At 49.8% G+C, this 23,584-nt stretch carries 22 protein-coding genes and 1 pseudogene; 18 read left to right on the top strand and 5 right to left on the bottom strand.

The features are described 5' to 3' along the window. Positions 1-11: 11 nt before the first annotated feature. The 8 genes and pseudogenes from AC0VZ8_RS20440 (at position 12) to AC0VZ8_RS20405 (ending at position 7,423) form a co-directional block, all read left to right on the top strand. Positions 12-365: a GIY-YIG nuclease family protein gene (locus tag AC0VZ8_RS20440; RefSeq protein WP_076322047.1), complete on the top strand. Its 354-nt coding sequence runs from the start codon at positions 12-14 to the stop codon at positions 363-365. Between the two features lie 149 nt (positions 366-514). Beyond that, positions 515-1,363 carry a DegV family protein gene (locus AC0VZ8_RS20435; protein ID WP_260065362.1) on the top strand — a complete coding sequence of 283 codons (849 nt, stop codon included), beginning with the start codon at positions 515-517 and terminating at the stop codon, positions 1,361-1,363. A 117-nt stretch (positions 1,364-1,480) separates the two neighbouring features. Beyond that, entirely contained in the window at positions 1,481-1,642 is a 162-nt protein-coding gene (locus AC0VZ8_RS20430) for a hypothetical protein (RefSeq protein WP_181469803.1), read from the top strand. A gap of 149 nt (positions 1,643-1,791) precedes the next feature. After that, complete coding sequence (gene nagZ / locus AC0VZ8_RS20425) at positions 1,792-3,135, top strand: beta-N-acetylhexosaminidase (protein WP_475484233.1); 1,344 nt, start codon at positions 1,792-1,794, stop codon at positions 3,133-3,135. Between the two features lie 287 nt (positions 3,136-3,422). Continuing rightward, positions 3,423-4,292, top strand: a pseudogene (gene rpoD, locus AC0VZ8_RS20420) (RNA polymerase sigma factor RpoD); the annotation flags it as partial. 202 nt (positions 4,293-4,494) lie between these two features. Further along, a complete protein-coding gene (locus AC0VZ8_RS20415) occupies positions 4,495-5,517 on the top strand; it encodes a UDP-N-acetylmuramate dehydrogenase (protein ID WP_475484232.1) in 1,023 nt (340 codons plus the stop codon). 126 nt (positions 5,518-5,643) lie between these two features. Beyond that, a complete protein-coding gene (locus AC0VZ8_RS20410; RefSeq protein WP_475484231.1) occupies positions 5,644-6,573 on the top strand; it encodes a manganese-dependent inorganic pyrophosphatase in 930 nt (309 codons plus the stop codon). 334 nt (positions 6,574-6,907) lie between these two features. Continuing rightward, a complete protein-coding gene (locus AC0VZ8_RS20405; protein ID WP_113058790.1) occupies positions 6,908-7,423 on the top strand; it encodes a hypothetical protein in 516 nt (171 codons plus the stop codon). A 227-nt stretch (positions 7,424-7,650) separates the two neighbouring features. On the opposite strand, the gene AC0VZ8_RS20400 is transcribed toward AC0VZ8_RS20405, so the two are convergent. Continuing rightward, complete coding sequence (locus AC0VZ8_RS20400) at positions 7,651-8,376, bottom strand: hypothetical protein (RefSeq protein WP_475484230.1); 726 nt, start codon at positions 8,374-8,376, stop codon at positions 7,651-7,653. Between the two features lie 283 nt (positions 8,377-8,659). Between AC0VZ8_RS20400 and AC0VZ8_RS20395 the strand changes: the two genes are divergently transcribed. The 6 genes from AC0VZ8_RS20395 (at position 8,660) to AC0VZ8_RS20370 (ending at position 14,367) form a co-directional block, all read left to right on the top strand. Next, positions 8,660-9,427, top strand: coding sequence for an amino acid ABC transporter substrate-binding protein (locus tag AC0VZ8_RS20395; protein WP_127592358.1), 768 nt, complete (start codon positions 8,660-8,662; stop codon positions 9,425-9,427). Between the two features lie 157 nt (positions 9,428-9,584). Further along, positions 9,585-10,244, top strand: a complete 660-nt coding sequence (locus AC0VZ8_RS20390) for an amino acid ABC transporter permease (RefSeq protein ID WP_071220281.1) — start codon at positions 9,585-9,587, stop codon at positions 10,242-10,244. A 15-nt stretch (positions 10,245-10,259) separates the two neighbouring features. Further along, the gene (locus AC0VZ8_RS20385; protein ID WP_475484229.1) at positions 10,260-11,006 is read left to right on the top strand and encodes an amino acid ABC transporter ATP-binding protein; all 747 of its coding nucleotides are present in this window, start codon (positions 10,260-10,262) and stop codon (positions 11,004-11,006) included. A gap of 195 nt (positions 11,007-11,201) precedes the next feature. After that, on the top strand, positions 11,202-12,695 hold the full coding sequence (locus AC0VZ8_RS20380) for an alpha-N-arabinofuranosidase (RefSeq protein WP_260065371.1): 1,494 nt from the start codon (positions 11,202-11,204) through the stop codon (positions 12,693-12,695). A 9-nt stretch (positions 12,696-12,704) separates the two neighbouring features. Beyond that, positions 12,705-12,983, top strand: coding sequence for a DUF6171 family protein (locus AC0VZ8_RS20375; protein ID WP_475484228.1), 279 nt, complete (start codon positions 12,705-12,707; stop codon positions 12,981-12,983). Positions 12,984-13,125: 142 nt separating this feature from the next. Further along, positions 13,126-14,367, top strand: a complete 1,242-nt coding sequence (locus AC0VZ8_RS20370; protein ID WP_475484227.1) for an MFS transporter — start codon at positions 13,126-13,128, stop codon at positions 14,365-14,367. A gap of 217 nt (positions 14,368-14,584) precedes the next feature. Here the strand turns inward: AC0VZ8_RS20370 and AC0VZ8_RS20365 are convergent, their stop codons facing one another. After that, positions 14,585-14,977 carry a DoxX family protein gene (locus tag AC0VZ8_RS20365; protein ID WP_194543428.1) on the bottom strand — a complete coding sequence of 131 codons (393 nt, stop codon included), beginning with the start codon at positions 14,975-14,977 and terminating at the stop codon, positions 14,585-14,587. A 131-nt stretch (positions 14,978-15,108) separates the two neighbouring features. Further along, positions 15,109-16,023, bottom strand: a complete 915-nt coding sequence (locus AC0VZ8_RS20360) for an AraC family transcriptional regulator (RefSeq protein ID WP_475484226.1) — start codon at positions 16,021-16,023, stop codon at positions 15,109-15,111. Positions 16,024-16,216: 193 nt separating this feature from the next. Between AC0VZ8_RS20360 and AC0VZ8_RS20355 the strand changes: the two genes are divergently transcribed. Then, the gene (locus AC0VZ8_RS20355) at positions 16,217-17,980 is read left to right on the top strand and encodes a glycoside hydrolase family 35 protein (protein ID WP_475484225.1); all 1,764 of its coding nucleotides are present in this window, start codon (positions 16,217-16,219) and stop codon (positions 17,978-17,980) included. A gap of 93 nt (positions 17,981-18,073) precedes the next feature. Here the strand turns inward: AC0VZ8_RS20355 and AC0VZ8_RS20350 are convergent, their stop codons facing one another. Both AC0VZ8_RS20350 and AC0VZ8_RS20345 read right to left on the bottom strand, forming a co-directional pair. Continuing rightward, positions 18,074-19,327, bottom strand: a complete 1,254-nt coding sequence (locus AC0VZ8_RS20350) for an MFS transporter (RefSeq protein ID WP_071220288.1) — start codon at positions 19,325-19,327, stop codon at positions 18,074-18,076. 29 nt (positions 19,328-19,356) lie between these two features. Continuing rightward, positions 19,357-20,400: an ROK family transcriptional regulator gene (locus AC0VZ8_RS20345; RefSeq protein ID WP_071220289.1), complete on the bottom strand. Its 1,044-nt coding sequence runs from the start codon at positions 20,398-20,400 to the stop codon at positions 19,357-19,359. Positions 20,401-20,561: 161 nt separating this feature from the next. Here AC0VZ8_RS20345 and AC0VZ8_RS20340 point away from each other — a divergent pair, with 161 nt between their 5' ends. Genes AC0VZ8_RS20340 through AC0VZ8_RS20330 form a run of 3 tightly spaced genes read left to right on the top strand, consistent with a single transcriptional unit; the run spans position 20,562 to position 23,582 of the window. Next, complete coding sequence (locus tag AC0VZ8_RS20340; protein ID WP_071220290.1) at positions 20,562-21,614, top strand: LacI family DNA-binding transcriptional regulator; 1,053 nt, start codon at positions 20,562-20,564, stop codon at positions 21,612-21,614. Between the two features lie 24 nt (positions 21,615-21,638). After that, positions 21,639-22,799: a Gfo/Idh/MocA family protein gene (locus AC0VZ8_RS20335; protein ID WP_071220291.1), complete on the top strand. Its 1,161-nt coding sequence runs from the start codon at positions 21,639-21,641 to the stop codon at positions 22,797-22,799. 51 nt (positions 22,800-22,850) lie between these two features. Then, the gene (locus AC0VZ8_RS20330; RefSeq protein WP_071220292.1) at positions 22,851-23,582 is read left to right on the top strand and encodes a ThuA domain-containing protein; all 732 of its coding nucleotides are present in this window, start codon (positions 22,851-22,853) and stop codon (positions 23,580-23,582) included. The last annotated feature ends 2 nt before the right edge of the window (positions 23,583-23,584 follow it).

The raw sequence follows: 23,584 nt of genomic DNA, 5'->3' as shown, positions 1-23,584 counted from the left end.
GGTTTAACGCGATGAATCGCAGACAGGAACTAAATCAAATGTATAAGGAAATCAAGATCGAAGCAGGCGTGTATCAAATTCGAAACACAAAGAACGGCAAAGTGTTTGTGGCCGGAACGAATAACTTGAAGACCATGAACGGCAAACGATTCGAGCTGCAGATGGGAACGAGCTACAATAAGACGCTTCAGCGGGAATGGAATGAGTATGGCGAGGATGCTTTTGTCTTCGAGATTCTGGAGACCATAGAACCGAAGCAGGATCCGTTCTATGATCTGAAGGACGCGGTCAGCAAACGGGAGGCATATTGGATTGAACAGCTGGAACCTTTTGGAGAAAAGGGGTATAACGCAGAGCGAAAATAAGGCTTTTGTGTGGCGAACCGATGTGCAGCCATGAAATCACAATCCTTTCGTTTGCAATACGCTGTAAGGGTAAGATATGATGAATTTAGCGGCTTTAATCGCTTCCTTTCCTACTTCTTACTACACGAAAGCGAGACGTGAACACGATAATGAGATCCATAGCATGGGTAACCGACAGCACGAGTACGATCGATCCTGACTTCGCCAAGGAAAATCATATTTATATTGTACCTTTGAGGTTGATACTTGGACAGGAGGAGTACAGGGAAGGAATTGATATTTCGGCTGAGGCCTTTTATGAAAGAATGAAAGATGAACCGAAAGTCAGCAGTTCACAGCCTCCAATCGGTGAATTCATCGAATTATATGAATCCTTGAAAGTGAAGTATGATGATATCATCGCCATTCACTGTTCATCCGAGCTCAGCGGTACCTTGAATTCATCTATGCAGGCGGCAGAGATTGCCGAGGTACCCGTGGTTGGCATCGATTCCCAAGCGGGAGCGTTTCCGGTACGTGAAATGATCATGTCCGGGATTCACTGGCATAGCCAGGGGGATACCGTGCAGGTGATAAAAGATAAAATCCAGTCCATGGTACAAAATATGTCGTTCTACCTTATTCCGGCAAGTCTGCACCGGCTTCATAGCAGCGGCCGGGTATCCGGCACCCAGCTTCTTCTCAGCAACCTGCTCCGCATTCATTTGCTGCTCCGTTTTGATGAAGGCAAGGTCATTGTGGAAGAGAAAATCCGGACGTTCAAGAAGGCCAAGTCACGAATGCTGGAGCTTATGAAAATGGATTTGCAGAAAATTAAAAAGGTCTGCATCATGCACGCGAACAACGTAGAAGAGGCCGAGGAGATCCAGAAGGAAATCAGCGGAGCCCATCCGGCGTTGAAAACGGAAATCATGACCTTTATTCCCGTTGCGGGTATTCATGCCGGCGAAGGCACCATTGCCATGGCGTGGATTAAATATCATCCTGCATATTCCTAGTTATAGTACAGATCCTGCCTGCAGATACTATCTGCAGGCTTTTGCTTGTGATTCGATTCGATATGATCTTTGATGGTTGTATATGTAGTAGGAGATGGTTCCAAGGAAAGGAATGACGTGAATATGAAGGTGATTATCACGCAAGCTGAAGCGATGCAAAAGAATATATGGGATGATATTATGCTGATGTTCGGAAGAACGGATGAGGATGAAGTGTGGGACACAGAGCAGTTTATATTAACAGAGGAGCAAGCCCGTAAGCTCGGCTTGCTTAAATAGGCGAAGAAGGGTCGCTATTGACGCGGCTCTTTTGTACTTCAAGCGGGCAGCTTCAGCTGGTTTGGACTGTATGGAAATCATGTTATGATGGAAGGACTCTATGGAACAGAGGACGAATATATGTAGTGTGAATTTGAAGGAAGGTGACAATGTTGAGGCGTAAGACAAAATGGATGTGCTTAACGATGCTGGTTGTCATCTTGCTATTGGCTGTGACAGGTTGTCGGGGCGGAGCCGAACCGGGCAACCCCGGGGACAACGGACAAGGAGCTTCGCCGTCGGAGGAAATACAGGAGCCGCAGACCCCGTCTCCAGCTGATGAAGACGGGACTCCGGGTCCATCTGGCAGCTCGGACAACAAAGGCGAGGAAGGGGATCTGCCCGAGAACGGGACTGAAGATGCGGTAACGGAGCTTCTGAATAGCATGACCGTCAAGGAGAAGATCGGTCAGTTGGTGCTGGTTGGAATCGAAGGGACTACCATGGATGATACCTCGCGCAGATTGCTGGAGGATTACCATGTAGGCGGTATAATCCTTTTTAAGGATAATATCGAGAACGCCAAGCAGTCGGCAGACCTGCTGAATGAGCTGAAAAAAGCAAATGCTGCGAATCCGGTTCCGCTCTGGCTGAGCATTGATGAGGAGGGCGGACGGGTTACCCGTTTTCCTGATGAATACGTGAAGCTGCCGTCAAGTGGTAAAATTGGGAGGAGCGATGATCTTACGCTGACCAAGCAAGTTGGCGGTCTTATCGCGCAGAAGGTGTCGGGAGTCGGAATCAATATGGTTTTTGCCCCGGTGCTGGATATTGATAGCAACCCGAACAATCCGGTCATCGGCGATCGATCCTTTGGCACAACGGCCGAAACCGTAAGCACGCATGGAATCGCCTCAATGAAGGGGATACAGGAGAATGGTGTCGTTCCTGTAGTGAAGCATTTCCCTGGGCATGGCGATACTTCGGTCGATTCCCATCTTGGGCTGCCCGTTGTTGACCATGATCTGAAGCGACTGCATGAATTGGAGCTGGTACCGTTTCAACAAGCGATTGATGAAGGAGCCGATGTGGTCATGGTTGCGCATCTTCTGATGAAGAGCATCGATCCGGATACGCCATCCTCCTATTCGAAACCCGTTATCAACGATTTGTTAAGGGAAGAAATGGGGTTTAAGGGTGTCGTTATTACGGATGATATGACAATGGGGGCGATTTCCGGCAGCACAGACGTAGGAGAGGCTTCCGTGAAGTCCGTCGTAGCAGGGAGCAACATGATTCTGATCGGACATGAATATGCATTGGAAGAAGCCGTCATTCAGGCATTAACCGGGGCTGCCCATAGCGGCGTGATCCCGGAGGAGATGCTGAACGACCGGGTGAGGGCAACGCTTGAACTAAAGCACAAATATCAGCTGAGCGATGAGCCCGTGAAGGCTCCCGATGTGAAATCTCTGAATCAAGAAACGAAAGCGGTACTAGATCAGCTTAAGTAAACGTAGCATATGTAGTGTAAGAAGATGAAGCATATAAAAACCCGATCTCAGCCTGAGATCGGGTGAACAGAACTAGAATATATTAGAAGTTGATATAGTGTGAAAAATATGCTAGAATGAAGGATAAATAACTATTGGCTTAATGTCATAATAACCTAATGCTAGATTAGCATGAAAATATGGGATTGTCAACAGGGGGGCATAGAATGGAGAACCGTCAAAGTGCGGATTTTGCATTGGAACGAGAGGTTACGGAAACAGAGAAAGCGGCTAATTCTCCGACAGAGGATTTTTCGGTTCATGACGATCTCTCACTTCCACCAGGCATCAAGATTAGCGATCCGGTTCGCATGTACCTGAAAGAAATCGGTCGTGTTCCCCTCCTTACAGCCGATGAAGAAGTGGAACTGTCCAAACGAATAGAGGAGGGAGATGAAGAAGCGAAACGCCGTCTGGCCGAAGCGAATCTTCGTCTCGTTGTAAGTATAGCAAGACGCTATGCTGGCCGGGGAATGCAGTTCCTGGATCTGATACAGGAAGGCAATATGGGCCTGATCAAAGCGGTGGAGAAGTTCGACTACTCCAAGGGATTTAAGTTTAGTACGTATGCCACTTGGTGGATTCGCCAGGCGATTACCCGCTCGATTGCTGACCAAGCAAGAACCATCCGGATTCCGGTGCATATGGTAGAGACGATTAATAAGCTCGTACGTGTCTCCAGGCAGCTCCTTCAGGAGCTGGGACGCGAACCGACACCGGAAGAAATCGGTAAAGAGATGGATATCTCGCCGGAAAAAGTACGTGAGATCCAGAAGGTATCCCAAGAACCTGTGTCTCTGGAAACGCCGGTCGGCGAGGAAAGCGACTCCAACCTGGGTGATTTCATTGAGGATCAGGACGCATTGGCGCCGGCAGATGCCGCAGCGTTTGAGCTGCTGAAGGAACAGCTGGAGGAAGTGCTGGATACGCTCACCGAGCGTGAAGAGAATGTGCTCCGGCTGCGCTTTGGACTTGAGGATGGACGGACCCGCACCCTGGAGGAAGTAGGCCAGGTATTCGGCGTTACGCGTGAACGCATTCGGCAGATCGAGGCGAAGGCGCTTCGTAAATTGCGTCATCCGAGCCGCAGCAAACGTCTCAAGGATTTCCTTGAATAAATCCTGGGGGACAAATAAAGAGATGATGAATGAATCCTTGGTTACGGTCTACGGGCTGTAATCCAGGGATTTTTTGCTATTTCGCCAGGAGTCTGCTCCAGATTGACACCACCTAAGCAGTTGGATCATAATGATGTAACATCCCCACATTTAGTAAGGAATGTTGTGCCTAATGTGAAGAATAGGGAGTGACATGTCTACGATGACTTTACATACATCTGCTATTGACCGATTGTGCAAGCGCAATGTGGAGCTGTCTGCTTTTTCGACGTATGGGATCGGCGGCTCAGCCAATTATCTGGCCATGCCTGAAACGGCAAATGACCTGGCGGATCTCCTGCAGGACTGCAGGAAACGCGGGATGCCATGGTACATCTTTGGAATGGGCTCCAATATTCTGTTTCCGGATGAACCGAAACATGACCTGGTGTTTATATCGCTCAAAAACCTGGTGGAGCTGCGGGTGTCGGGCGATAAATGGTACGTTTCATCCGGCGCGCCGATGTCGTTGTTGTCCTTGATGGGGTTAATGGGTGGAACGGATTTGCTTGATTTTACTTTTTTGCTGCCAGGCTGCGTAGGGGCCGGCATCTATATGAACGCTAAATATAATGCACGTCAAATCTGCGATATTCTGGACACCGTCTATTATATCGATACGACGGATCCGAACTTAAAGGTACGGTCCATTCCCGTAGCGGACTGTTTATTTGCATACAAGCAATCCATCTTCCAGCAGCATCCGTGGATCATAGTAGGGGCCGATCTTAATATTCCGGTCAGTTCGGAGGAACAGATCAGCATGACGTCTGAACTTCTCACGGAGTGGAAGACTCGCGGAAGCCATCCATCCTCATTGCCATCGTTCTTCTCATTCTTTCTGGGCGAGGTGCACGCGCTGGCAGGAAGGGGAATAGAGACGCCACAGTCGATGCTTGACATCATCAAGTACCGGACGAGTAAACGCCATTTCGACTACCCGTCCTGCGGTTCCGTATTCAAAAATAATTATGATTATGGAGTAGCCGTCGGCTCGCTCGTGGATCAGCTGAATATGAAAGGAACCGAATATGGCGGCGCGATCATCTCTCCGCATCACGGCAACATGATTCTGAACCAGAAGCATGCGAAGGCAACGGATATCCTCTACTTGATGAATCTGATCTCGGAGTCGATTAACAACCATTTTGGATTCGTTCCGGAACCGGAAATTGTATTGGTATAAACACGGTCTGAAAATAATCTCTGTAAAGGAATTGGAATAAGTAGAATTTAACGATATAATCAGATAGGTGATCATCTGTTTATTGATATAAACGATGAAATTTATGTTGCGAGAGGGGCATTATATATGGCAAAAACATTAATTTTTGGACACAAAAATCCGGATACGGACACAATCTGCTCTGCTATTGCTTATGCTGATTTGAAGAACCAGCTCGGCCTTTCCACCGAGCCCGTACGTCTTGGAGACGTTAACGGTGAAACGCAATATGCGCTTGATTACTTTAGGGTCGAAGCTCCTCGTTTCGTTGAGACGGTTGCAAACGAAGCCCAAGACGTTATCCTCGTGGACCATAACGAGCGTCAGCAAAGCGCAAGCGACATTGATCAGGTTCGCGTGATTGAGGTTATCGATCATCACCGCATCGCGAATTTTGAGACAAGCCACCCATTATACTACCGTGCGGAGCCTGTCGGCTGCACAGCTACCATTCTGAACAAGATCTACAAGGAAAAAGGTATCGCCGTTCGCAAAGAAATTGCTGGCCTGATGCTGTCCGCCATCATTTCGGACTCCCTGTTGTTCAAATCCCCAACCTGCACAGACGAAGATATCGCAGCAGCTCGCGAGCTGGCTGAGATCGCTGGCGTGGATGCAGACAGCTATGGGTTGGAGATGCTCAAGGCAGGCGCCGATCTGAGCGACAAAACCATCGCACAATTGATCTCCCTGGACGCCAAGGAATTCCAAATGGGCGGAGCCAAAGTGGAAATCGCACAGGTTAACGCGGTGGATACCAATGATGTATTGTCCCGCCAAGCCGAACTCGAAGATGCAATTCAAGCGATTATTGCCGACAAAAAACTGGACCTGTTCGTCTTCGTAGTGACAGATATTCTGAACAACGATTCGATCGCTCTTGCACTCGGTAAAGAGTCCAAGGCCGTTGAGAAAGCCTACAATGTGTCCCTGTCGGAGAACAAGGCTCTTCTTAAAGGCGTGGTTTCCCGCAAATCGCAGATTGTTCCTGTCCTGACCGAAGCATTCAATCAATAATATTTGTGTGAATCTAAACAAGCCTGACCATCGACTGAGGAATCAGCGGGGAGGGCTTGTTTTTTATTTGGGATGTTTCCCGGTTCGACATAGCGTACGATCCTTCATCGTCCCGTATTTAAGCGCTTCCGAAGATTGAAATATTGTAATGAATTTACATCAAATTGACATCCATTTTACCTAGTGGGTCCTTATAATAAAGTTATGAATGATAAAATACATATACGTTTCAAATATCCAGGAATTGGGTTACTAATATTTAATGCGCGATAAGCCGGGTTGGGTTCACGAGCTGAATCCATTTAATAGAAGATGAAGAGGGAGCGATGAGAAGATGAAGAAGTCGGCTTGGAAATTGGGAGCAATGATGCTGCTGGTACTGATCATGATGACAACCGTTGGCGTAGCCTCAGGCAACAATTATGAGCCGGTTCCGAAAGCTTCGAATCAGGAAGCTGTCTATATTAACGGGCTTGAGATCAGAGACGGCAAGGTCTATCTGCAAGTAGATCCGATTGAATGGTACGAGGGCGAGGAAGCGAATCAGGTATTCCGCGAACGGGAGCAGGACCCTGAGATGACGGAAGCACCGGATGGTTATTATATCGTAAATGATACGGAAGAACAGATTGAACTTCCTGTGGCAGATGATGCCGAAGTGCTGCTTCAGTTGTACGATCATACCGGAAGGTATGAGGATGCTCAGATTTCCTGGAACCAGATGGTGAGCCTGGACAAATTCACGAATATCTACGAAAAGGATGATATCGTAGACATGAAATGGTTTCCATTTCATATCACCGTCGAAGATGGCGTCGTAGTGAAGATGATCCAGCAATACGTGCCTTAAATGGATGTTAAATAGAATAAACGGACGATAAAGAGCCGCTTCATGGGTTATTCCTAACCGATGGAGCGGCTCTTGTGTTTAGAGATAAGAAAGTATAAACATCCGAGGCTTAGCATCCTTATCTCGCAAGATTAACTTCCGCATAAATGCGGTCTGTCTACTGGGAAAGTACGTCGATAGACGTTTTTCGTTTTCAATGACAAAAGGTTATGCGTTAAGCGGGCACTTTACCGGCTGTGTTTCATCGGTTTGAGTTTACCATTCACCACATCGCTCACGAACGGAGCAATTCTGGATTTGCGCTCCTCGTATTCTTCCTTCGTCAGCTTGCCTTCGGTCAACTTCTGATCCAGGCGCTTCGTGAGTGCCTGGACTTGTTGATCAATGACGGACTGGACGGGCACGTCTTGCTCCTTCGCGATCTGTGCCAGCGATTTTCCGGATTGGAGCGACTGCTTGAGTGCTTCCGGCGTCGTCTTCAGAAGTTTGGCCAGTTCGTCGCTATCCGAGATCAGCCGGCCATGACGATGATGCATCCGCTGCTTCTGCCACCCGCCTTTGGCATCAAGCAGCTTGTCCGCGGCAGCGGAGTAATCGATGGATTTGCCCAGCTGCTTCGGATGCGAGGAGATTTTATCCTTCAACAGCTCAACGATCTTGGCTTTTACGGCCTCTCTGGATACACCTTGTTCCTTGGCTATTTCCGCGAGTGTCGAGGTTTTGAGTTTATCTCGAAGAACTTGCGGTTCCAGCTTCAGAAATTCGGAGATTGCCTTGAACATATGACCGGGTTTATGTTGCCCGCGTTCGTCCTGGGAAGAAGGAACAGCCGATGATTCTGTTTGCTGTCCGATCGGTTCCGCCGAGACCGAGACGGGAAGATAAGCGAGGCCCATGACTACAGCGATGGCGACAAGCACCAGCCGCTTCACTGACTTCAAGTGGGTTGTCATTGTTGTTTACCGCCTTTCTTGATGTTGGTCTTACAGTCCATCATTCTTTCCCGCTAAACTGAATTCATCCTTAAAATAACCTTAAAATAGGATGAAAATACATAAATTTCATATCATGCGATGAAAATTGACCATTCTATGAAACTATCGACTCTTCTCTGCTAATATGGTATCATGGAGTCTTGATAACGTACTAAAGCGAAAAAGCAGTATTTGCATCTGATGCGAATTCCTTTGCATCCAGAATATAGCTGCGTTTAATGTCTACAAGGGGGATTTTTTGGTGAAAAAGATAGCATCAGTATTAGCAGGTTTCATGCTGTTATTAACCGTAGTCGGCTGTTCAAGCTCAGCAAGCGGCGGCAATGAGCTGGTTGTCGGGATCGATGACAAGTTCGCGCCCATGGGCTTTCGTGACGAGAGCAATGAAATTGTCGGCTTTGATATCGATTATGCCCGTGCAGCCGCTGAGAAGATGGGCAAGGAAGTCAAGTTCCAGCCGATTGACTGGAAATCGAAGGAGTCCGAACTTAGCAGCGGCCGCATTGACTTGATATGGAACGGCTATACCATCACCGATGAACGCAAGGAGAAAGTGTTGTTCACCAAGCCTTATCTGGAGAACAGTCAGGTCGTCGCCGTGCTGGCTGATTCGGATATAACTTCGATCAGCGATTTGGCAGGCAAAGAGATCGGTTTGCAGTCGCTGTCCTCGGCTGCCGATGCGTTAAGCGCCAACGAGATTCACACGCAAGTGAAGAAGATCAACGAATTCCCTGACAATATGCTGGCTCTGAGCGATTTGAAGAATGGACGCGTAGAGGCTGTGGTCATAGACGAAGTGGTGATGAAATACTTCATGTCCAAGGAAGAGGGAATATACAAGATTCTCGAGGAATCTCTGGCACCGGAGCAGTACGGGATCGGGGTTAAAAAAGGCAACGAGGAGCTGCTTCAAAGCCTGCAAAAAGCACTGGACGAAATGAATGCCGATGGTACGGCAGCCAAGATTTCCGAGAAATGGTTTGGCGAAAACAAAGTGTTGAAGTAAGACGTTCCACAAGGATGGTTATTCATCCTTCCATAGGTATTCCAACAAACCGGACTTTGACCAAAGGCTCCGGTTTTGTGTTCCCTGCCTTGGGTCTACGATATTTTGAAGAACTTCAAGCAACTCAAGAAGTTTTTCCATTAGGAGTTAAGCGTATATGAGTATGGATTACATTGTTCAAATCGGCAAACCGATGCTGGAGGGTGCACAGACAACGATACTGTTGTTTTTAATTGCTATCGTGGTCTCCATCCCGCTCGGGTTTGTGTTCACGTTAATGGTTCGAAGCGCAATCAAGCCGCTGGCTTGGTTGGCCAATGCCTATATTTATGTGTTTCGTGGTACCCCGCTGCTGCTGCAGCTGTTGTTCTTTTGTTTCGGGCTCCCAGTGCTGCCGGTGATCGGAGAGTATCTCGTTCTGGACCGTTTTGTAGCCGCAAGTTTGGCATTTGTGCTGAACTATGCCGCTTATTTTGCGGAAATCTTTCGGGGAGGCCTCTTGGCGATTGACAAGGGTCAATATGAAGCGTCCAAGGTGCTGGGCCTGAACCGCTGGCAAACGACCACGAGAGTGATTCTGCCCCAAATGTTTCGCGTAGCCCTGCCGGCGGTATCCAACGAATCCATTACGCTGGTAAAAGATACGGCGCTGCTGTATGCCGTAGCGGTTCCGGAGTTACTGCACTTCGCCTATACGGCGGTCAATCGCGATGTTACGATTATGCCGTTTTTCATTGCGGGCGTAATATACCTGCTAATGACCCTCGTGTTAACCATGTTATTTAAGTTTCTGGAACGCCGATTTAAATATGAATAGAAGGACTGTCGTGTAATGGCAATTATCGAAGTAACCCATGTAAAAAAATCCTTCGGCCAGCTGGACGTGCTGAAGGACGTCAGCTTTGAGATTCAGAAGAATGAAGTGATTGCCGTCATCGGACCTTCCGGATCGGGGAAGAGCACCATGTTCCGGAGTCTGGTGCATCTGGAGGAGATTAATGGCGGATCGATCAAGCTGCAGGATCAATATCTCGTGAAGGATGGCGTATATGCCAGCCCGCCGGGGATCAAAGCGATCACATCCCGGATGGGCATGGTATTCCAGCATTTCAACCTGTTTCCTCATCTCACGGTACAGGAGAATCTGGGACTGGCACCTAAACATGTGAAGAAACAGTCAAAGGAAGAAGTCAGGTTAAACAGCGCCGCTCTGCTGAAGAAGGTCGGTTTATCTGATAAAGCAGATGTATACCCCGGGAATCTGTCGGGCGGACAGAAACAGCGTGTGGCCATTGCGAGAGCACTGATGATGAATCCGGACATCATGCTGTTTGACGAACCGACATCGGCGCTGGATCCCGAGCTGACCGGCGAGGTGCTGGCGGTTATTAAGCAGCTGGCCGAGGAGCATATGACGATGGTGATCGTCACGCATGAGATGAGTTTTGCCAAAGAAGTGGCGGACCGAATTATCTTCATGGATAACGGACAGGTCGTCGAATCCGGCACGCCTGATCAAATATTTAATCAACCGAAGGCAGAGCGAACCCGGGAATTTTTAATCCGGGCGACGCGTTGAAGAGAGACTGGCTCAGAGCCCGATCGGAAGATCGGCTTGGGCCGGTCTTTTTTTTGGTGAAAAATAAGGCTATTTCGTGAAAGCGTTTAAATTACGGGTTGACGGAATCCGGTTTGGCCGATATCATTGTTTTAAAGATTATTAAACTGTTTCATATAAACATCTATAAAACAACGGTGAGGAGCGGAATAAGTCATGAGTCATGTTATTACCATTCATTCGGATTTATCCAAAGGCAAGATCAACCGCAATATTTATGGTCATTTTTCCGAACATCTGGGTCGCTGCATTTATGAGGGCATATGGGTTGGAGAGGATTCACCGATTCCGAATACGGAGGGGATCCGCAATGATGTACTGGAGGCGCTGAAACAGCTTAACATACCGGTGCTGCGCTGGCCTGGCGGTTGTTTTGCCGACGAGTACCACTGGAAGGACGGCGTCGGTCCACGAGAGAATCGGAAGCAGATGGTCAATACGCACTGGGGCGGCGTTGTGGAGAACAACCATTTTGGCACCCACGAATTCCTCCGTCTTTGCGAGCTTCTGGGTTGTGAACCATACATATCGGGCAATGTCGGCAGCGGCACCGTGCAGGAAATGTCGGAATGGGTTGAATATATGACCTTTGATGGCGTGTCGCCGATGGCCGCATGGCGCCAGGAGAATGGCCGCGAGAAGCCATGGAATGTAAAATATTTTGGCGTCGGGAACGAGAACTGGGGCTGCGGCGGCAATATGCGGCCGGAGTATTATGCGGATCTGTACAGACGCTATCAGACTTATGTTCGCAACTATGGCGATAACAAGATTTACAAGATTGCCTGCGGACCGAACGTGGATGATTACCGCTGGATGGAAACCGTGATGAGAGAAGCACATCCTTTCATGGATGCCATCAGTCTTCACTATTACACGATTCCTGGCGAATTCTGGACAGGCAAAGGCGCTGCTACCGGATTCAGCGAACAGGATTGGTTTACCACGATGAAGAAGGCGCTTCATATGGATGAATTGATTACGAGACATTCGGCAATCATGGACCAGTATGATCCTAACAAGCGGATCGGCCTCATTGTAGATGAGTGGGGGACCTGGTTTGACGTAGAGCCTGGCACCAATCCGGGCTTCCTGTATCAGCAGAATACGATCCGTGATGCTCTGGTGGCGGGTTTAACGCTGAATATCTTCCACGAGCATAATGATCGGGTGGTCATGGCGAACATTGCGCAGATTGTCAATGTGCTGCAGTCCGTCATTTTAACCGAAGGCGAGAAAATGATTCTTACTCCGACTTATCATGTGTTCGATATGTATAAAGTTCATCAGGACGCAGAACGTTTGGCTACCAACTACAGCGGCGCTGATTATGAGATGGACGGCGAGAAGATTCCGCAAGTATCCGTAACGGCCTCGAAGGATCAAGCCGGCAAGATCCATGTGAGTCTGTGTAATGTAAGTCATGCGGAGCAAAGTGACGTGACGATTCAGCTTCGGGGATTAAGCGGAGCGGTGTCCAAGATCGTAGGCCAGCAGCTAGCCTCCGATTCGCTGGACGCTCACAACACCTTTGAATCGCCGGAGACTTTGAAGCCGGCTGATTTCCATGCTTTTGAACAGGAAGGCGACGTTCTGCGTGCCAAGCTGGCACCAATGTCCGTTACCGTCCTCGAGATTACGGCAGGATAAACGAAGGGGATGTCGGATAATCGGTGCAAAGGTTGTCATGACGATTACCGGGTTAACGAGGAACAAATTACGCGCGTCCTATCTTCTCCAATGTTTACGTCTGACCGTTGCGTGCCGGATGGTGAGTATGATGCCCGTCTGCGTGCGTGCTTCTCTTGTCCAAAGCTGCACAGGGACACGACATGCACGCTGTGCGGCTGCATCGTACAGATCACTGCAAAGCTGAAAGACAAGCGATGTCCTTATCCGGGGCAGGACCGTTGGTCGGTTGCCCATAGCGCTTCATAGCCGAGTTATAGTAAGTCTGCTCTCATGGATGGATCATGGGAGCAGGCTTTTTTTAGTATGGGGGAACTTCCGTTATCTTTACAGAAACTCTCAACCTATGTTATGACTATTAGAAAAAAGATCAGCAGAACAGGGTGTGGACATGAAACGAGGAGGCTTTCTATACTACTGGACCGCGCATTCAAGCATTTCGCTTGCAGGCGTTGTCTACATCATGGTACTGACTACCTTTATGTATCAAGAATCCGGATCGGCCTTTATTGCCGCGTTATTCCCGCTGTTTAACGCAGTCGCACGGTTAGTCGCCGGCCTTACGGCTCCGCTTGTGATGGAGAAATTCGGCTTCTCCAAGCTTCTGGTGAGGCTTCAAGTCATGAAAGCCCTGTTGTTAACCGCATTGGTTATCGCATTTCCCTATATATCATCTCAGGTTTCCGTGCTGTGTATGTTTATCTTGTTCATTGCTTTTACCGAAGGATGGGGAAACCCGCTCATTCAGTCCATGGTTCCGAGAGTAGTTGCACCTGACCGGCTGGTTAAGGCTAACAGCTCTCTATCCGTGACCAGTCAATCCTTGCAGATTGCAGGATATACCTTCACGGGCTTTCTCGTTGTACAGTTTGGACATATGCCGACGTTAATCATGAGCTGCGTACTCATCTGGGTATCCGTGTTGTGCCTTTGGATCGCAGCACGCTCCATGAAGGAGAAGGAACCGGCTGCGGCGGGAGGAGCGAAACCAGGCTGGGAAGTGATTCGTGAAGGCTGGTTCTACCTGTGGCGAAATCCGACATTAAGAATCGTCACGATGATGGATATGATTGAAGGGATCGCGGGAACCATCTGGGTGGGGGCGATCACGCTGGTGTATGTCAAGGAAGTGCTGCATCAAGGCGAAGCTTGGTGGGGATTCATTAATGCCAGTTATTATATAGGCGCCATTGCGGGTGGGCTGCTGATGCTGCTCCTGTCTTCCTTTATCCAGAAAAATCTGATTCCATGCATGGCCGCAGGATCAGCGGTGTTCAGTTTGCTTACCCTGTGGTATGGCCTAAACAGTATCCCGATCATGGCATTGATCCTATGCATTTCAATGGGACCAGCCTATCAGCTGCGGGATGTGGCGCAGCAAACCGCGCTCCAATCCAGTGTGGATCAAGAGCTGCTGCCGAAAATCTACGCTTCGCGTGATATTTTGCTGTCCACGGTAACGAGTTTATCGATTGCGTTCATGGGTCTAATTGCGGATACACTCGGCATTCGCATGGTGTACATTGCAGGCTCCATCTGTATTGCGATATCCGCAGGGTTGTCGTTCGCGCTTCTGAGACTGCAGAGGAAATCGGCTATAGCGGCCGAAAAGGGCGGTAGCAGCTTTTCATAACATGTAAAAAAAAAGAGCCGTACCATTGGATCAGGATCTTGGGAGACTGATCGTCAGGTGCAGCTCTTTTTAAGATAGCAGAACGTATAAACTTCGGAGGATGTGCTGCCTGATATCGCAAGAAAAACTACCGTTAAACGCGGTCTGACTTCTTAGAGAGTACGTCGTTGGACGTTTTTCTTTTCGCCTGGATTACCGGCGAACCTTTGCGTATCCTTTAGGCTTTGTTTTTCTTGCCAAACAACGAATCGACCGAGAGCAGGCTGCTGCCGCTAAGGGCAAGATGAACGGCCATAGCCAGCAAGGCAATATCCAATTCATAGCCACCCAGGAAGCCCATGCCGAGCTTGGCCTGAAAAATAGCTACGACAAGCACAACGCCAAGAACAAGGGAAGCAATTCTCGTTCCCAAACCGATAATCAATGCAATACCACCCACAATTTCGATAATGGCCACAACGGTCGCCATGAATGCGGGGATTCCCAAACTGGCGAAAAAGCCCTCGATGTTGCCGATGCCGCTCTGGAATTTATCCAAACCGTGAGCCAAAAAGATGACGCCCAGAATAACCCGAATAATGAAAGTACCCATAGAAGAATAGCTACGCATGAATGGTAACAGCTCCTTATTTTTAAGTGGTTATCAACTAACTTTTATATAGCTGAAACTATAGAATGTATCATACTCAATTATGCTTTTGATTGTCAAGTAACTTACTAAAAATAATCAGGTTCCCCGATTCAGTGTCTGGGACGGTATTCTGTCGGCGACTGCCCGGTCCAGCGGCGGAATTGCCTTGAAAAATGGCTGGCTGAGCGAAAGCCGAGTTTGTCGGCAATCGCCGTCATTGGCAGATGGGTCGTGACCAGCAGCTCTTTGGCTAGGGTGAGCTTTTGTCGGCTGATATATTGTCTTGGCGATATTCCGTAAACTTGGCGAAACAACTTGCTGCATTGGCTGCGGCTTAAATTCAGCTCTTTGGATACGGCTGCGACAGAGATCTCATCTGTGAGCCCTGATGACAGCTTCTCTTCAATGGCATGCGCCGCATCGGCTGCAAGCAAGGAAGACGGCTTGTGGGAGCCTGATACTGCCTGTGTCAATGAAGGCAGCTCGACCTCATCCTGCACCTTCAGGAGAGAAAGCACATCGTGGATGATGAGCAATGTGTAGGATTGGAGCAGCAGTCTGTCTTCAAAAGTGAGATTGTATTCAGCCCTCGGGTTCTCAGGTTGAAGCGAATGGGCTTCCGGCTGACTGCGTCGAACGATTCCCTCCAGCTCTTGAACGTATGCCTTCAGATTGCTGTGCGCGCTTTCCTGCTGGAGAATGTGGCGGTAAGGGGCAGCGGATAATGAGCTTCGAATTTCCTGATCATCGAGATCAAAATGAACATTAAAGTATCCATATGGCCCGTTGGCCAGATTCGTGGTTTGATGGGGGACTCCGGATTTGATCAGAAGCCATTCTCCTTGCCGCAGCGTAAAAGACTCCCGATGAATTTCCTGCAGGACCTCGCCTTCCAGACAGTACAGCAGCTCAAACAGGTGATGATGATGCCTCGGATAACTCCAGCCGGGCGGCTGGGAATCAAAATGGCATCCCGTTACTTGAAGCGTGTGAATTATATTGGGAAAGCGAAAAGCGGTATCCATAATGGTCATGCTCCTTTTGCTTCGAAAATTCCAATGATTATGCCATATATTGTATCATAATAGGTTCTTCTCGATTCTGAATATTCGGCACAAAAGGTATAAAGAATGCTCCATTTGGAGATTGAGCAGCACGAGCTTTTGATAGATGATGACAATAGCAAGCAAAATGATACGAGCAGGGAGGAAACAGGAAATGAAAGCTCAATTGAAAGCGGTTAATCAACAGTTCGTGCTCGGGGATGAGCCGATCCAGATTCTGTCGGGTGCCGTACATTATTTTCGGATCGTACCGGAGTATTGGGAAGACAGACTAATGAAGCTGAAAAGTTGTGGATTAAACACCGTGGAAACCTATATACCCTGGAATTTGCACGAACCCAAGGAAGGACAATTTACGTTTGATGGCATTGCCGACTTGGAAAGATTCGTCCAAATCGCCGGTGATCTCGGGCTGCATGTGATCCTTCGGCCAAGCCCTTACATATGCGCAGAATGGGAATTTGGCGGGCTGCCGTCCTGGCTGCTGCAGTATCCAGATATCCATCTGCGATGCATGGATCCGTTGTATCTGGAGAAGGTTGACCATTATTATGATGAACTGATTCCGCGGCTGGTTCCGTTATTAACCTCCAATGGAGGCCCGGTGATTGCAATGCAAATCGAGAACGAGTACGGGAGCTACGGAAATGATACGGCATATCTGGAATACTTGAAGGATGGCTTGATCAAGCGGGGCGTAGATGTATTGCTGTTCACCTCGGATGGTCCCACCGACGGGATGCTGCAAGGGGGAACCGTTCCAGGCGTGCTTGCCACCGTTAATTTTGGTTCAAGAACGGAGGAGGCATTTGCCAAACTGCGGGAATATCGGGCCGAAGACCCTCTGATGTGCATGGAATACTGGAATGGATGGTTTGATCATTGGCTGAAACCTCATCATACCCGGGACGCGGAAGATGCTGCCGCCGTATTCAAAGAGATGCTGGACTTGAATGCATCCGTGAACTTCTACATGTTTCATGGTGGAACAAATTTCGGATTTTATAACGGGGCGAATTATCACGAGAAGTATGAGCCGACGATCACCAGCTATGATTATGATGCCCCACTCTCAGAGTGCGGGGATGTAACAGCTAAGTACGAGGCTATTCGCAGCACGATTGCGAAGCATCAGGGAAAAGAGCTTTCTGATTTTCCAAGTTTGCCTCAGCCCGTCAAGAAAAAAAGCTATGGCTCGGTTCGCATGACGCATTATGCCGACTTGCTGGAGCATCTGCCGACGCTATCCGAGGCGGTGAAACGTACAACACCTGTACCGATGGAACTGCTGGGTCAAAGCTATGGCTTCATCGTTTATGCAACGGATATTTCCGGACCTCGCCAGGGAGAGTCGTTGCATCTGCAAGAGGTGCATGACCGGGCACAGGTATTCCTGGACGGTAAGTATCAGGGGACGGTTGAACGCTGGAATCCCCAAGCCCTCCAGTTCGATGTTCCGGCAGCCGGCGCCAAGCTTGAGATCGTTGTTGAGAATATGGGGCGTATCAATTACGGCCCGAAGCTGAAGGACTATAAAGGAATCACTGAGGGAGTCCGGATGAACAACCAGTTCCTGTATGACTGGAGCATCTATCCTGTGCCGCTTGACAATCCCAATGCGGCACCGTTTCAACCGCTTACGGGTCCGTTTGAACAGCAGGATCGCCCTACCTTTTATCGGGGTGAATTCTCGGTGGATGACATTGGAGATACATTTATCCGCTTGGACGGATGGGGAAAAGGGGTTGTTTGGGTCAATGGCTTCAACCTGGGGCGTTACTGGGAACAAGGACCGCAAGCAGCGCTTTACCTGCCTGGACCCCTGCTGAAGCAGGGCCGCAATGAAATCTTGGTGTTTGAGCTGCATCATACCGAAACAGCAAGCATCGAACTTGTTGATCAACCCGACTTGGGTTAATTAGGGTGTGGGTAGGCAAACGATCATAATCAATAAAAGGGAGCCCTCTTGTACTTATAAGAGGGCTCCCTTAGTGTTCAATGAATCATAGGATTAGACCAACTGCTTACGGACTTTTAAATAACGGTACAGAAGGATGCCAAAGAGCGAGCATAGGATGGCACACAATCCGATGAAACCATAACCCGCCTGAAGCCCGCGCAGCAGCCCGAGCTCTGTTCCGCTGCCGTACATTTGCTTGAAGCCGTTCGTGATCGCTCCGATCGCGTAATTGCCGATAACGCTGCCGATTCCCATCATGGTGACGATGAACGTAATCGCGGTGTCGCTCTCTTTCGGATATCTTTTGGCAATGAGCGCCATGACCGTCGGATAAATCGGAGCAATTCCAATGCCTGCTGCCGCGAACAGGAACGCATAGGATTCTCCGCCAAAGATTGCAATAAACGTGCATACGCCAGTCAACGCGGACAGGATGATGATGGACAGCGTGAAGCCGATCCGGTCCGTTATCGGGCCGAGCAGCAGGCGTGCTGCCGAGAAGCAGAGGAAGAAGGCGGACAGCATCCCGGCAGCAGCCGTAGGTTCCCATTTGTACGATTTTTCAAGAAAGTTTACGAGCCAACCGCCAACTGCCATCTCCGATACGACACCGAAGGATAGAATCATGACGACCAGCCACAGTGCAGGATCTTTAACTAACAACTTAAGCGGGGTTCGTTCCGTTTCGGATAGATCGTCCCCGGGAAACTTGCTCATGAGTGCCGGGATCATTGGCAGCACGGATAACATCAGCATGGCCAGATACATGCCCCGCCAGTCCAGCGTGTAATTAAACACGGTTACGGTCATGAGGCCGGATGCAATCATCGGTGCCACAGTTGAGCTGATTCCGTAGAAGAAATGGGACAGGTTCATCATCGTGCCTGTGTTTCGCACAAAGATCCGGGCAGCCAATATGGCGAGGCCGATCTCCAGCATACCGTTTCCAATGTACATAAAGAAATAGGATGCGGTAAACATCGGGTAGCTGTGCGACAGGAAGATCAACACACCCGAGATAGCCATCGAACCGAAGGCGGCCATACTGACCCACTTGATCCCGATCTTCCGCGTTAACAGCGCAGTGAAAGAGCAGGCAATCAAGTACCCGAGCGCGTTCAGGGATAGCAAGGTGCCGATCTGCATTTCATCCAGGTGGAAATCGAATTGGATCCTTGGAATGGCGGGTCCCTTAATGTTTTCCGATATTCCAAATATGATAAAGCCCAGAAAGATGGTTGCCAGATGAAGGGTGTAGTCTTTGCTGAATTTAGGTTTTGCTTTCGTTTGAAGGTCTGTATTCACGGTTATTCCCCAATCGTCATCGTTGAATTTTACATTGCACTTGTATCGGATATCATCATATCCAGAGCAAGCCGCTGCAGGCCGGCTATATAGTCATGCTCCCACTCGCGAAGCAGCATTTCGGGCAGATGGCGCTCGGGTACGTAGGCGGAAGCCCGGTCTTTAATGGAGAGCAGGGTGGAGGGCAGGAGGTTATGCTCACACCACAGAATGGCATCCGGATTGAGAATCGCGGTGAAGGCGGCGCTTAATCGGCTTAACGCATCAATTTGCTCCTCATCCGGCTCGATAAGACTGCTCATGACGGCACTTTTACGCTCCAATACATCTTGAAAATTGTTGTCTTTGCTCATCGGTACATAACCGATCTCACCCGTAAAGAACGACTTGCCCCGAACGACGTTTCCATTGATCAGCAGCCCCGCCCCCGGTCCATTGTGTCCGAAATACACGTATACAAGAGAAGCCTCCTCCGTACGGCTCAGATTCTGATAGCCAAGCACGGCCGCATTCATGTCATTCTCCACGATGACAGGAATGGAGAACAGGTTCTCCAGGTAAGATTTGAGGTCGTAATCCTGGAATGTCCCGTACAACGGCACGTGAAAAACGACGCCATCACGAACCGCAGCCGGCATGCCGACCGCAATCGAGCGGATTTTCGGATAACGGTGGATCCAGCTTCTTAGCTGGGAAGCCAGCGCTTCCGGTCCAAGCTGGAGTATGCCGTCTTCAGTTTGTCGTTCGACCAGATCGCCGTTCCAGTTAAAAATGGTGTATACGCTCCGCTCCTTCTCATAATAAACGGCGAGACCCAGCATATAGTCCGGGTTAAAAGCGTAGCGGTTTGCACGTCTCCCGCCGCTGGACTCATCCAGCCCGAGCAGGGTAACTTCGCCTTCCTGCGCCATCTGTTCCAGCACTTTGCTCACCGTTGGAAAGCTGATGCCGAGCCTGTCACTAAGCTCCGCTTTGGTTCCGCTGCCGAGCTCCAGTAGGGAAGCGCGGAGCGCGCGCCGCACGGCGTATTTCATGGATTGCGGTGTGGGTAAAGGTTCTTTGCGCGTATCCATCACCACTCCCCTTCCTTTTTAAATAGGTTTAATAAGTATCTGGTGAAGATTATTGCACATCTGAAATAAGGGTGCAAGAACAATTTTGCTGGTTAAGACGGTTGACAACTGCAAGACTCCATGAGAAAATGTACGCGCGTACATAAATTGCAGGAGGCTTGATGAATATCGCTAGTCGTAAAGAGGTAGCACAGCTTGCCGGCGTTTCGGAAGCGACGGTATCCCGTGTATTGAACGGGGTCGGACCTATCAAGGAAGAGACCAAGCAGCGGGTGCTGGAAGCGGCGGATCGGCTTGGGTATACCCCGAGTGCGCTTGCCCGAAGTTTTGCCCGCCGAAGAAGCGGTAACCTGGGCGTTGTCATGCCCTACCTGCCGAAAGCCCGCATCTTCTCCGCTTATTATTTTTCCGAAATATTAAGCGGCATTGGCAGTAAGGCGCTGGAAAGCCAATATGACCTATTGATGCTGTTCCGTGAGCCCGGCGGTTCAATGGACTACTTGAATCTGTTCCGCACCCAGAAGGTAGACGCTTGCATTATTCTTGGTGCCCGGGATGATGAAGGCGAACGTGCGGCCATCAAACAGCTGAGCGAAGCGGATCACCCTTATTGCCTGATTAATCAATACTTTGACGGCGAGGCGTTTCACGTTATGGATGCCGATCATGTGGATGGCAGCTATCAAGCCGTTCATCACTTGACGCAGCAGGGATTTCGGAACATTGCTTTTCTTAATGGGCCGCCTCAGTATTCCAACAGCCGCGATCGGTTGAAGGGGTACAGCCGGGCACTGAATGAAGCGGGAATCGTGCTGGATGAAACTTTGCTGTTCGAAGGTAACTTCAGCCGCAAAAGCGGTTATGCCGCTGCCGAGCAGGTCGCCGGGAAGCTGGACTGTATTGAAGCCGTATTTGCCGCCAATGACCGCATGGCGATTGGACTTCAGCAGGGGCTGCGTGCGCTAGGCATTTCAGAGGAGCGAATGCCTGCTTTTGTCGGGTATGACGATTCGGAAGCCGCCGAGCTGTGCACGCCGCCGCTTACCAGCGTGAGGGTTCCGTTCTATGAACTGGGATGCCTTGCAGCGGATCATGTGCTTCGTATGCTGGACGCCTCCGATCTGCCAGAAGGCAGCGAAACGAACGCAGTGCTCCATCGCCAGCTGCCAACTCGCCTGGTAATCCGTGCATCTTCGCTTCATCGAAATGAATAACTCTTATTTAAGGAGGAATGAAGGATGAAACAATTACGTGTCGGCATGATTGGTTATAAATTTATGGGGAAAGCCCACAGCAATGCTTACCGGAGCCTGCCGATGTTTTTCCCGGAGGCGCTGAAGCCTGAAATGGTGGCGATCTGCGGCCGCAATGTGTCGGCCGTGCAAGCAGCTGCGGATCAATTGGGCTGGAGTGAAAGCGTTACCGATTGGAAGGAGCTTGTCAATCGGGAAGATATCGATCTGATCGATATCAACGCCCCAAGCGATGCCCATAAGGAGATTGCCATTGCCGCGGCGAAGGCGGGGAAGCATATATTTTGCGAGAAGCCGCTTGCCTTGACCTTGGCGGATGCCAGAGAGATGCTGCAGGCGGCGGAAGAAGCGGGAGTTACCCATATGGTTGGGTTTAATTATAGATTTTCGCCAGCTGTAAGACTGGCCAAGAAGCTGGTTGAGAGTGGAAGATTGGGTCAGATTTATCATTTCCGTGCTTGGTTTTTGCAGGATTGGATCATGGACCCGCAATTCCCGCTGGTATGGAGATTGCAGAAGGAAGTGGCCGGATCCGGATCGCATGGGGATCTTGGTGCCCACCTGATCGATCTCGCGCATTATCTGGTCGGTGATATGCAGGAAGTGATCGGAATGAGCGAGACCTTTATCAAGGAGCGTCCCATTGCCAGCGAGATGACCGGGTTAAGCGCAAAAGGAAGCACAGGCGGTCCCATGGGGAAAGTGACGGTAGATGACGCCACGTTGTTCATGACCCGCTTCGAGAACGGGGCGCTTGGCAGCTTTGAGGCGACGCGCTTTGCCGCAGGGCACCGCAGCACCAATTCCTTTGAGATCAACGGCAGCTTGGGCAGCGTCAAATTCGATTTTGAACGAATGAATGAGCTGGAGGTTTACTTTACGTCCGACGATGAGGATGTTCAGGGCTTCCGCCGCGTACTGGCAACCGATCCCGTTCACGATTATATGGAGGCATGGTGGCCGCCGGGACATACGATCGGTTTCGAGCACACCTTTACGCATGAAATCCTGGAGCTATCGACCGCTATTTCCGAGGGAAGGCAGCCTGTGCCGAATTTCGAGGATGGCGTGAAATGTCAGGCTGTGCTGGAAGCCGTGGATAAATCCATTGAAGAACGCCGCTGGGTGCGGTTGTCGGAAATGTAATCAAGTCATTTGGCCAATTCTGGCCGGACACATAAAAAAGGAGTGCTACACATGAAAAAGGCTTTGATCGTATGGGGCGGCTGGGACGGACATGAACCTGAGCAGGTTGCCGGCATTTTCGCGGAATTGCTTCGGGCTGAGCAATATGAGGTTGAGGTATCCGACACGCTGGATGCTTTTAATGATGCAGAGAAACTTCAGGCCTTGGATCTGATCGTGCCGGTATGGACGATGGGAGAAATATCGAAGGAGCAGGTGGGCAACGTATCGCTTGCCGTGCAGAAGGGAACCGGCTTGGCGGGCTGTCACGGCGGCATGTGCGATTCGTTCCGCAACAATGTGGATTGGCAGTTCATGACCGGAGGTCAATGGGTTGCGCATCCGGGTAACGATGGCGTGAAGTACCAGGTTGAGATTAAATCGAGCTCCAGCCCGCTGGTGGAAGGGATGCAGGATTTCACGGTGGTCTCCGAGCAGTACTATCTGCATGTGGATCCGGCCGTTGAAGTGCTGGCAACCACTCGCTTTCCGGTTGTGGCCGGACCGCATCTGCTGAACAAAGCGGTTGATATGCCGGTAGTATGGACGAAGCGCTGGGGATATGGACGGGTCTATTACAATTCCCTCGGCCATCATGCCGACATCGTCGATATGCCGCAGGTGAAGGAAATGATGCGCAGGGGACTGCTCTGGGCTGCTGAAGGAAAAGCATTATATTCGGGTTCGGACATGAGTGTGTTTACGGAAGGTCAAGGCTACACAGGCATGGGAGACAGCCAATAAGG

The sequence above is a fragment of the Paenibacillus sp. QJM3NY_38 genome (genome assembly GCF_056173265.1).
Note: the sequence above shows the minus strand (reverse complement) of the source record. Positions and strands in the feature narration are given on the sequence as shown.

Bases quoted from the DNA above. Each gene is read 5' to 3' on its own strand.
- AC0VZ8_RS20440 (WP_076322047.1), top strand. From the start codon at position 12: ATGAATCGCAGACAGGAACTAAATCAAATGTATAAGGAAATCAAGATC.
- AC0VZ8_RS20435 (WP_260065362.1), top strand. From the start codon at position 515: ATGAGATCCATAGCATGGGTAACCGACAGCACGAGTACGATCGATCCT.
- nagZ (WP_475484233.1), top strand. From the start codon at position 1,792: ATGTTGAGGCGTAAGACAAAATGGATGTGCTTAACGATGCTGGTTGTC.
- AC0VZ8_RS20415 (WP_475484232.1), top strand. From the start codon at position 4,495: ATGACTTTACATACATCTGCTATTGACCGATTGTGCAAGCGCAATGTG.
- AC0VZ8_RS20410 (WP_475484231.1), top strand. From the start codon at position 5,644: ATGGCAAAAACATTAATTTTTGGACACAAAAATCCGGATACGGACACA.
- AC0VZ8_RS20405 (WP_113058790.1), top strand. From the start codon at position 6,908: ATGAAGAAGTCGGCTTGGAAATTGGGAGCAATGATGCTGCTGGTACTG.
- AC0VZ8_RS20400 (WP_475484230.1), bottom strand. From the start codon at position 8,376: ATGACAACCCACTTGAAGTCAGTGAAGCGGCTGGTGCTTGTCGCCATC.
- AC0VZ8_RS20390 (WP_071220281.1), top strand. From the start codon at position 9,585: ATGAGTATGGATTACATTGTTCAAATCGGCAAACCGATGCTGGAGGGT.
- AC0VZ8_RS20385 (WP_475484229.1), top strand. From the start codon at position 10,260: ATGGCAATTATCGAAGTAACCCATGTAAAAAAATCCTTCGGCCAGCTG.
- AC0VZ8_RS20380 (WP_260065371.1), top strand. From the start codon at position 11,202: ATGAGTCATGTTATTACCATTCATTCGGATTTATCCAAAGGCAAGATC.
- AC0VZ8_RS20375 (WP_475484228.1), top strand. From the start codon at position 12,705: ATGTCGGATAATCGGTGCAAAGGTTGTCATGACGATTACCGGGTTAAC.
- AC0VZ8_RS20370 (WP_475484227.1), top strand. From the start codon at position 13,126: ATGAAACGAGGAGGCTTTCTATACTACTGGACCGCGCATTCAAGCATT.
- AC0VZ8_RS20365 (WP_194543428.1), bottom strand. From the start codon at position 14,977: ATGCGTAGCTATTCTTCTATGGGTACTTTCATTATTCGGGTTATTCTG.
- AC0VZ8_RS20360 (WP_475484226.1), bottom strand. From the start codon at position 16,023: ATGGATACCGCTTTTCGCTTTCCCAATATAATTCACACGCTTCAAGTA.
- AC0VZ8_RS20355 (WP_475484225.1), top strand. From the start codon at position 16,217: ATGAAAGCTCAATTGAAAGCGGTTAATCAACAGTTCGTGCTCGGGGAT.
- AC0VZ8_RS20345 (WP_071220289.1), bottom strand. From the start codon at position 20,400: ATGGATACGCGCAAAGAACCTTTACCCACACCGCAATCCATGAAATAC.
- AC0VZ8_RS20340 (WP_071220290.1), top strand. From the start codon at position 20,562: ATGAATATCGCTAGTCGTAAAGAGGTAGCACAGCTTGCCGGCGTTTCG.
- AC0VZ8_RS20335 (WP_071220291.1), top strand. From the start codon at position 21,639: ATGAAACAATTACGTGTCGGCATGATTGGTTATAAATTTATGGGGAAA.
- AC0VZ8_RS20330 (WP_071220292.1), top strand. From the start codon at position 22,851: ATGAAAAAGGCTTTGATCGTATGGGGCGGCTGGGACGGACATGAACCT.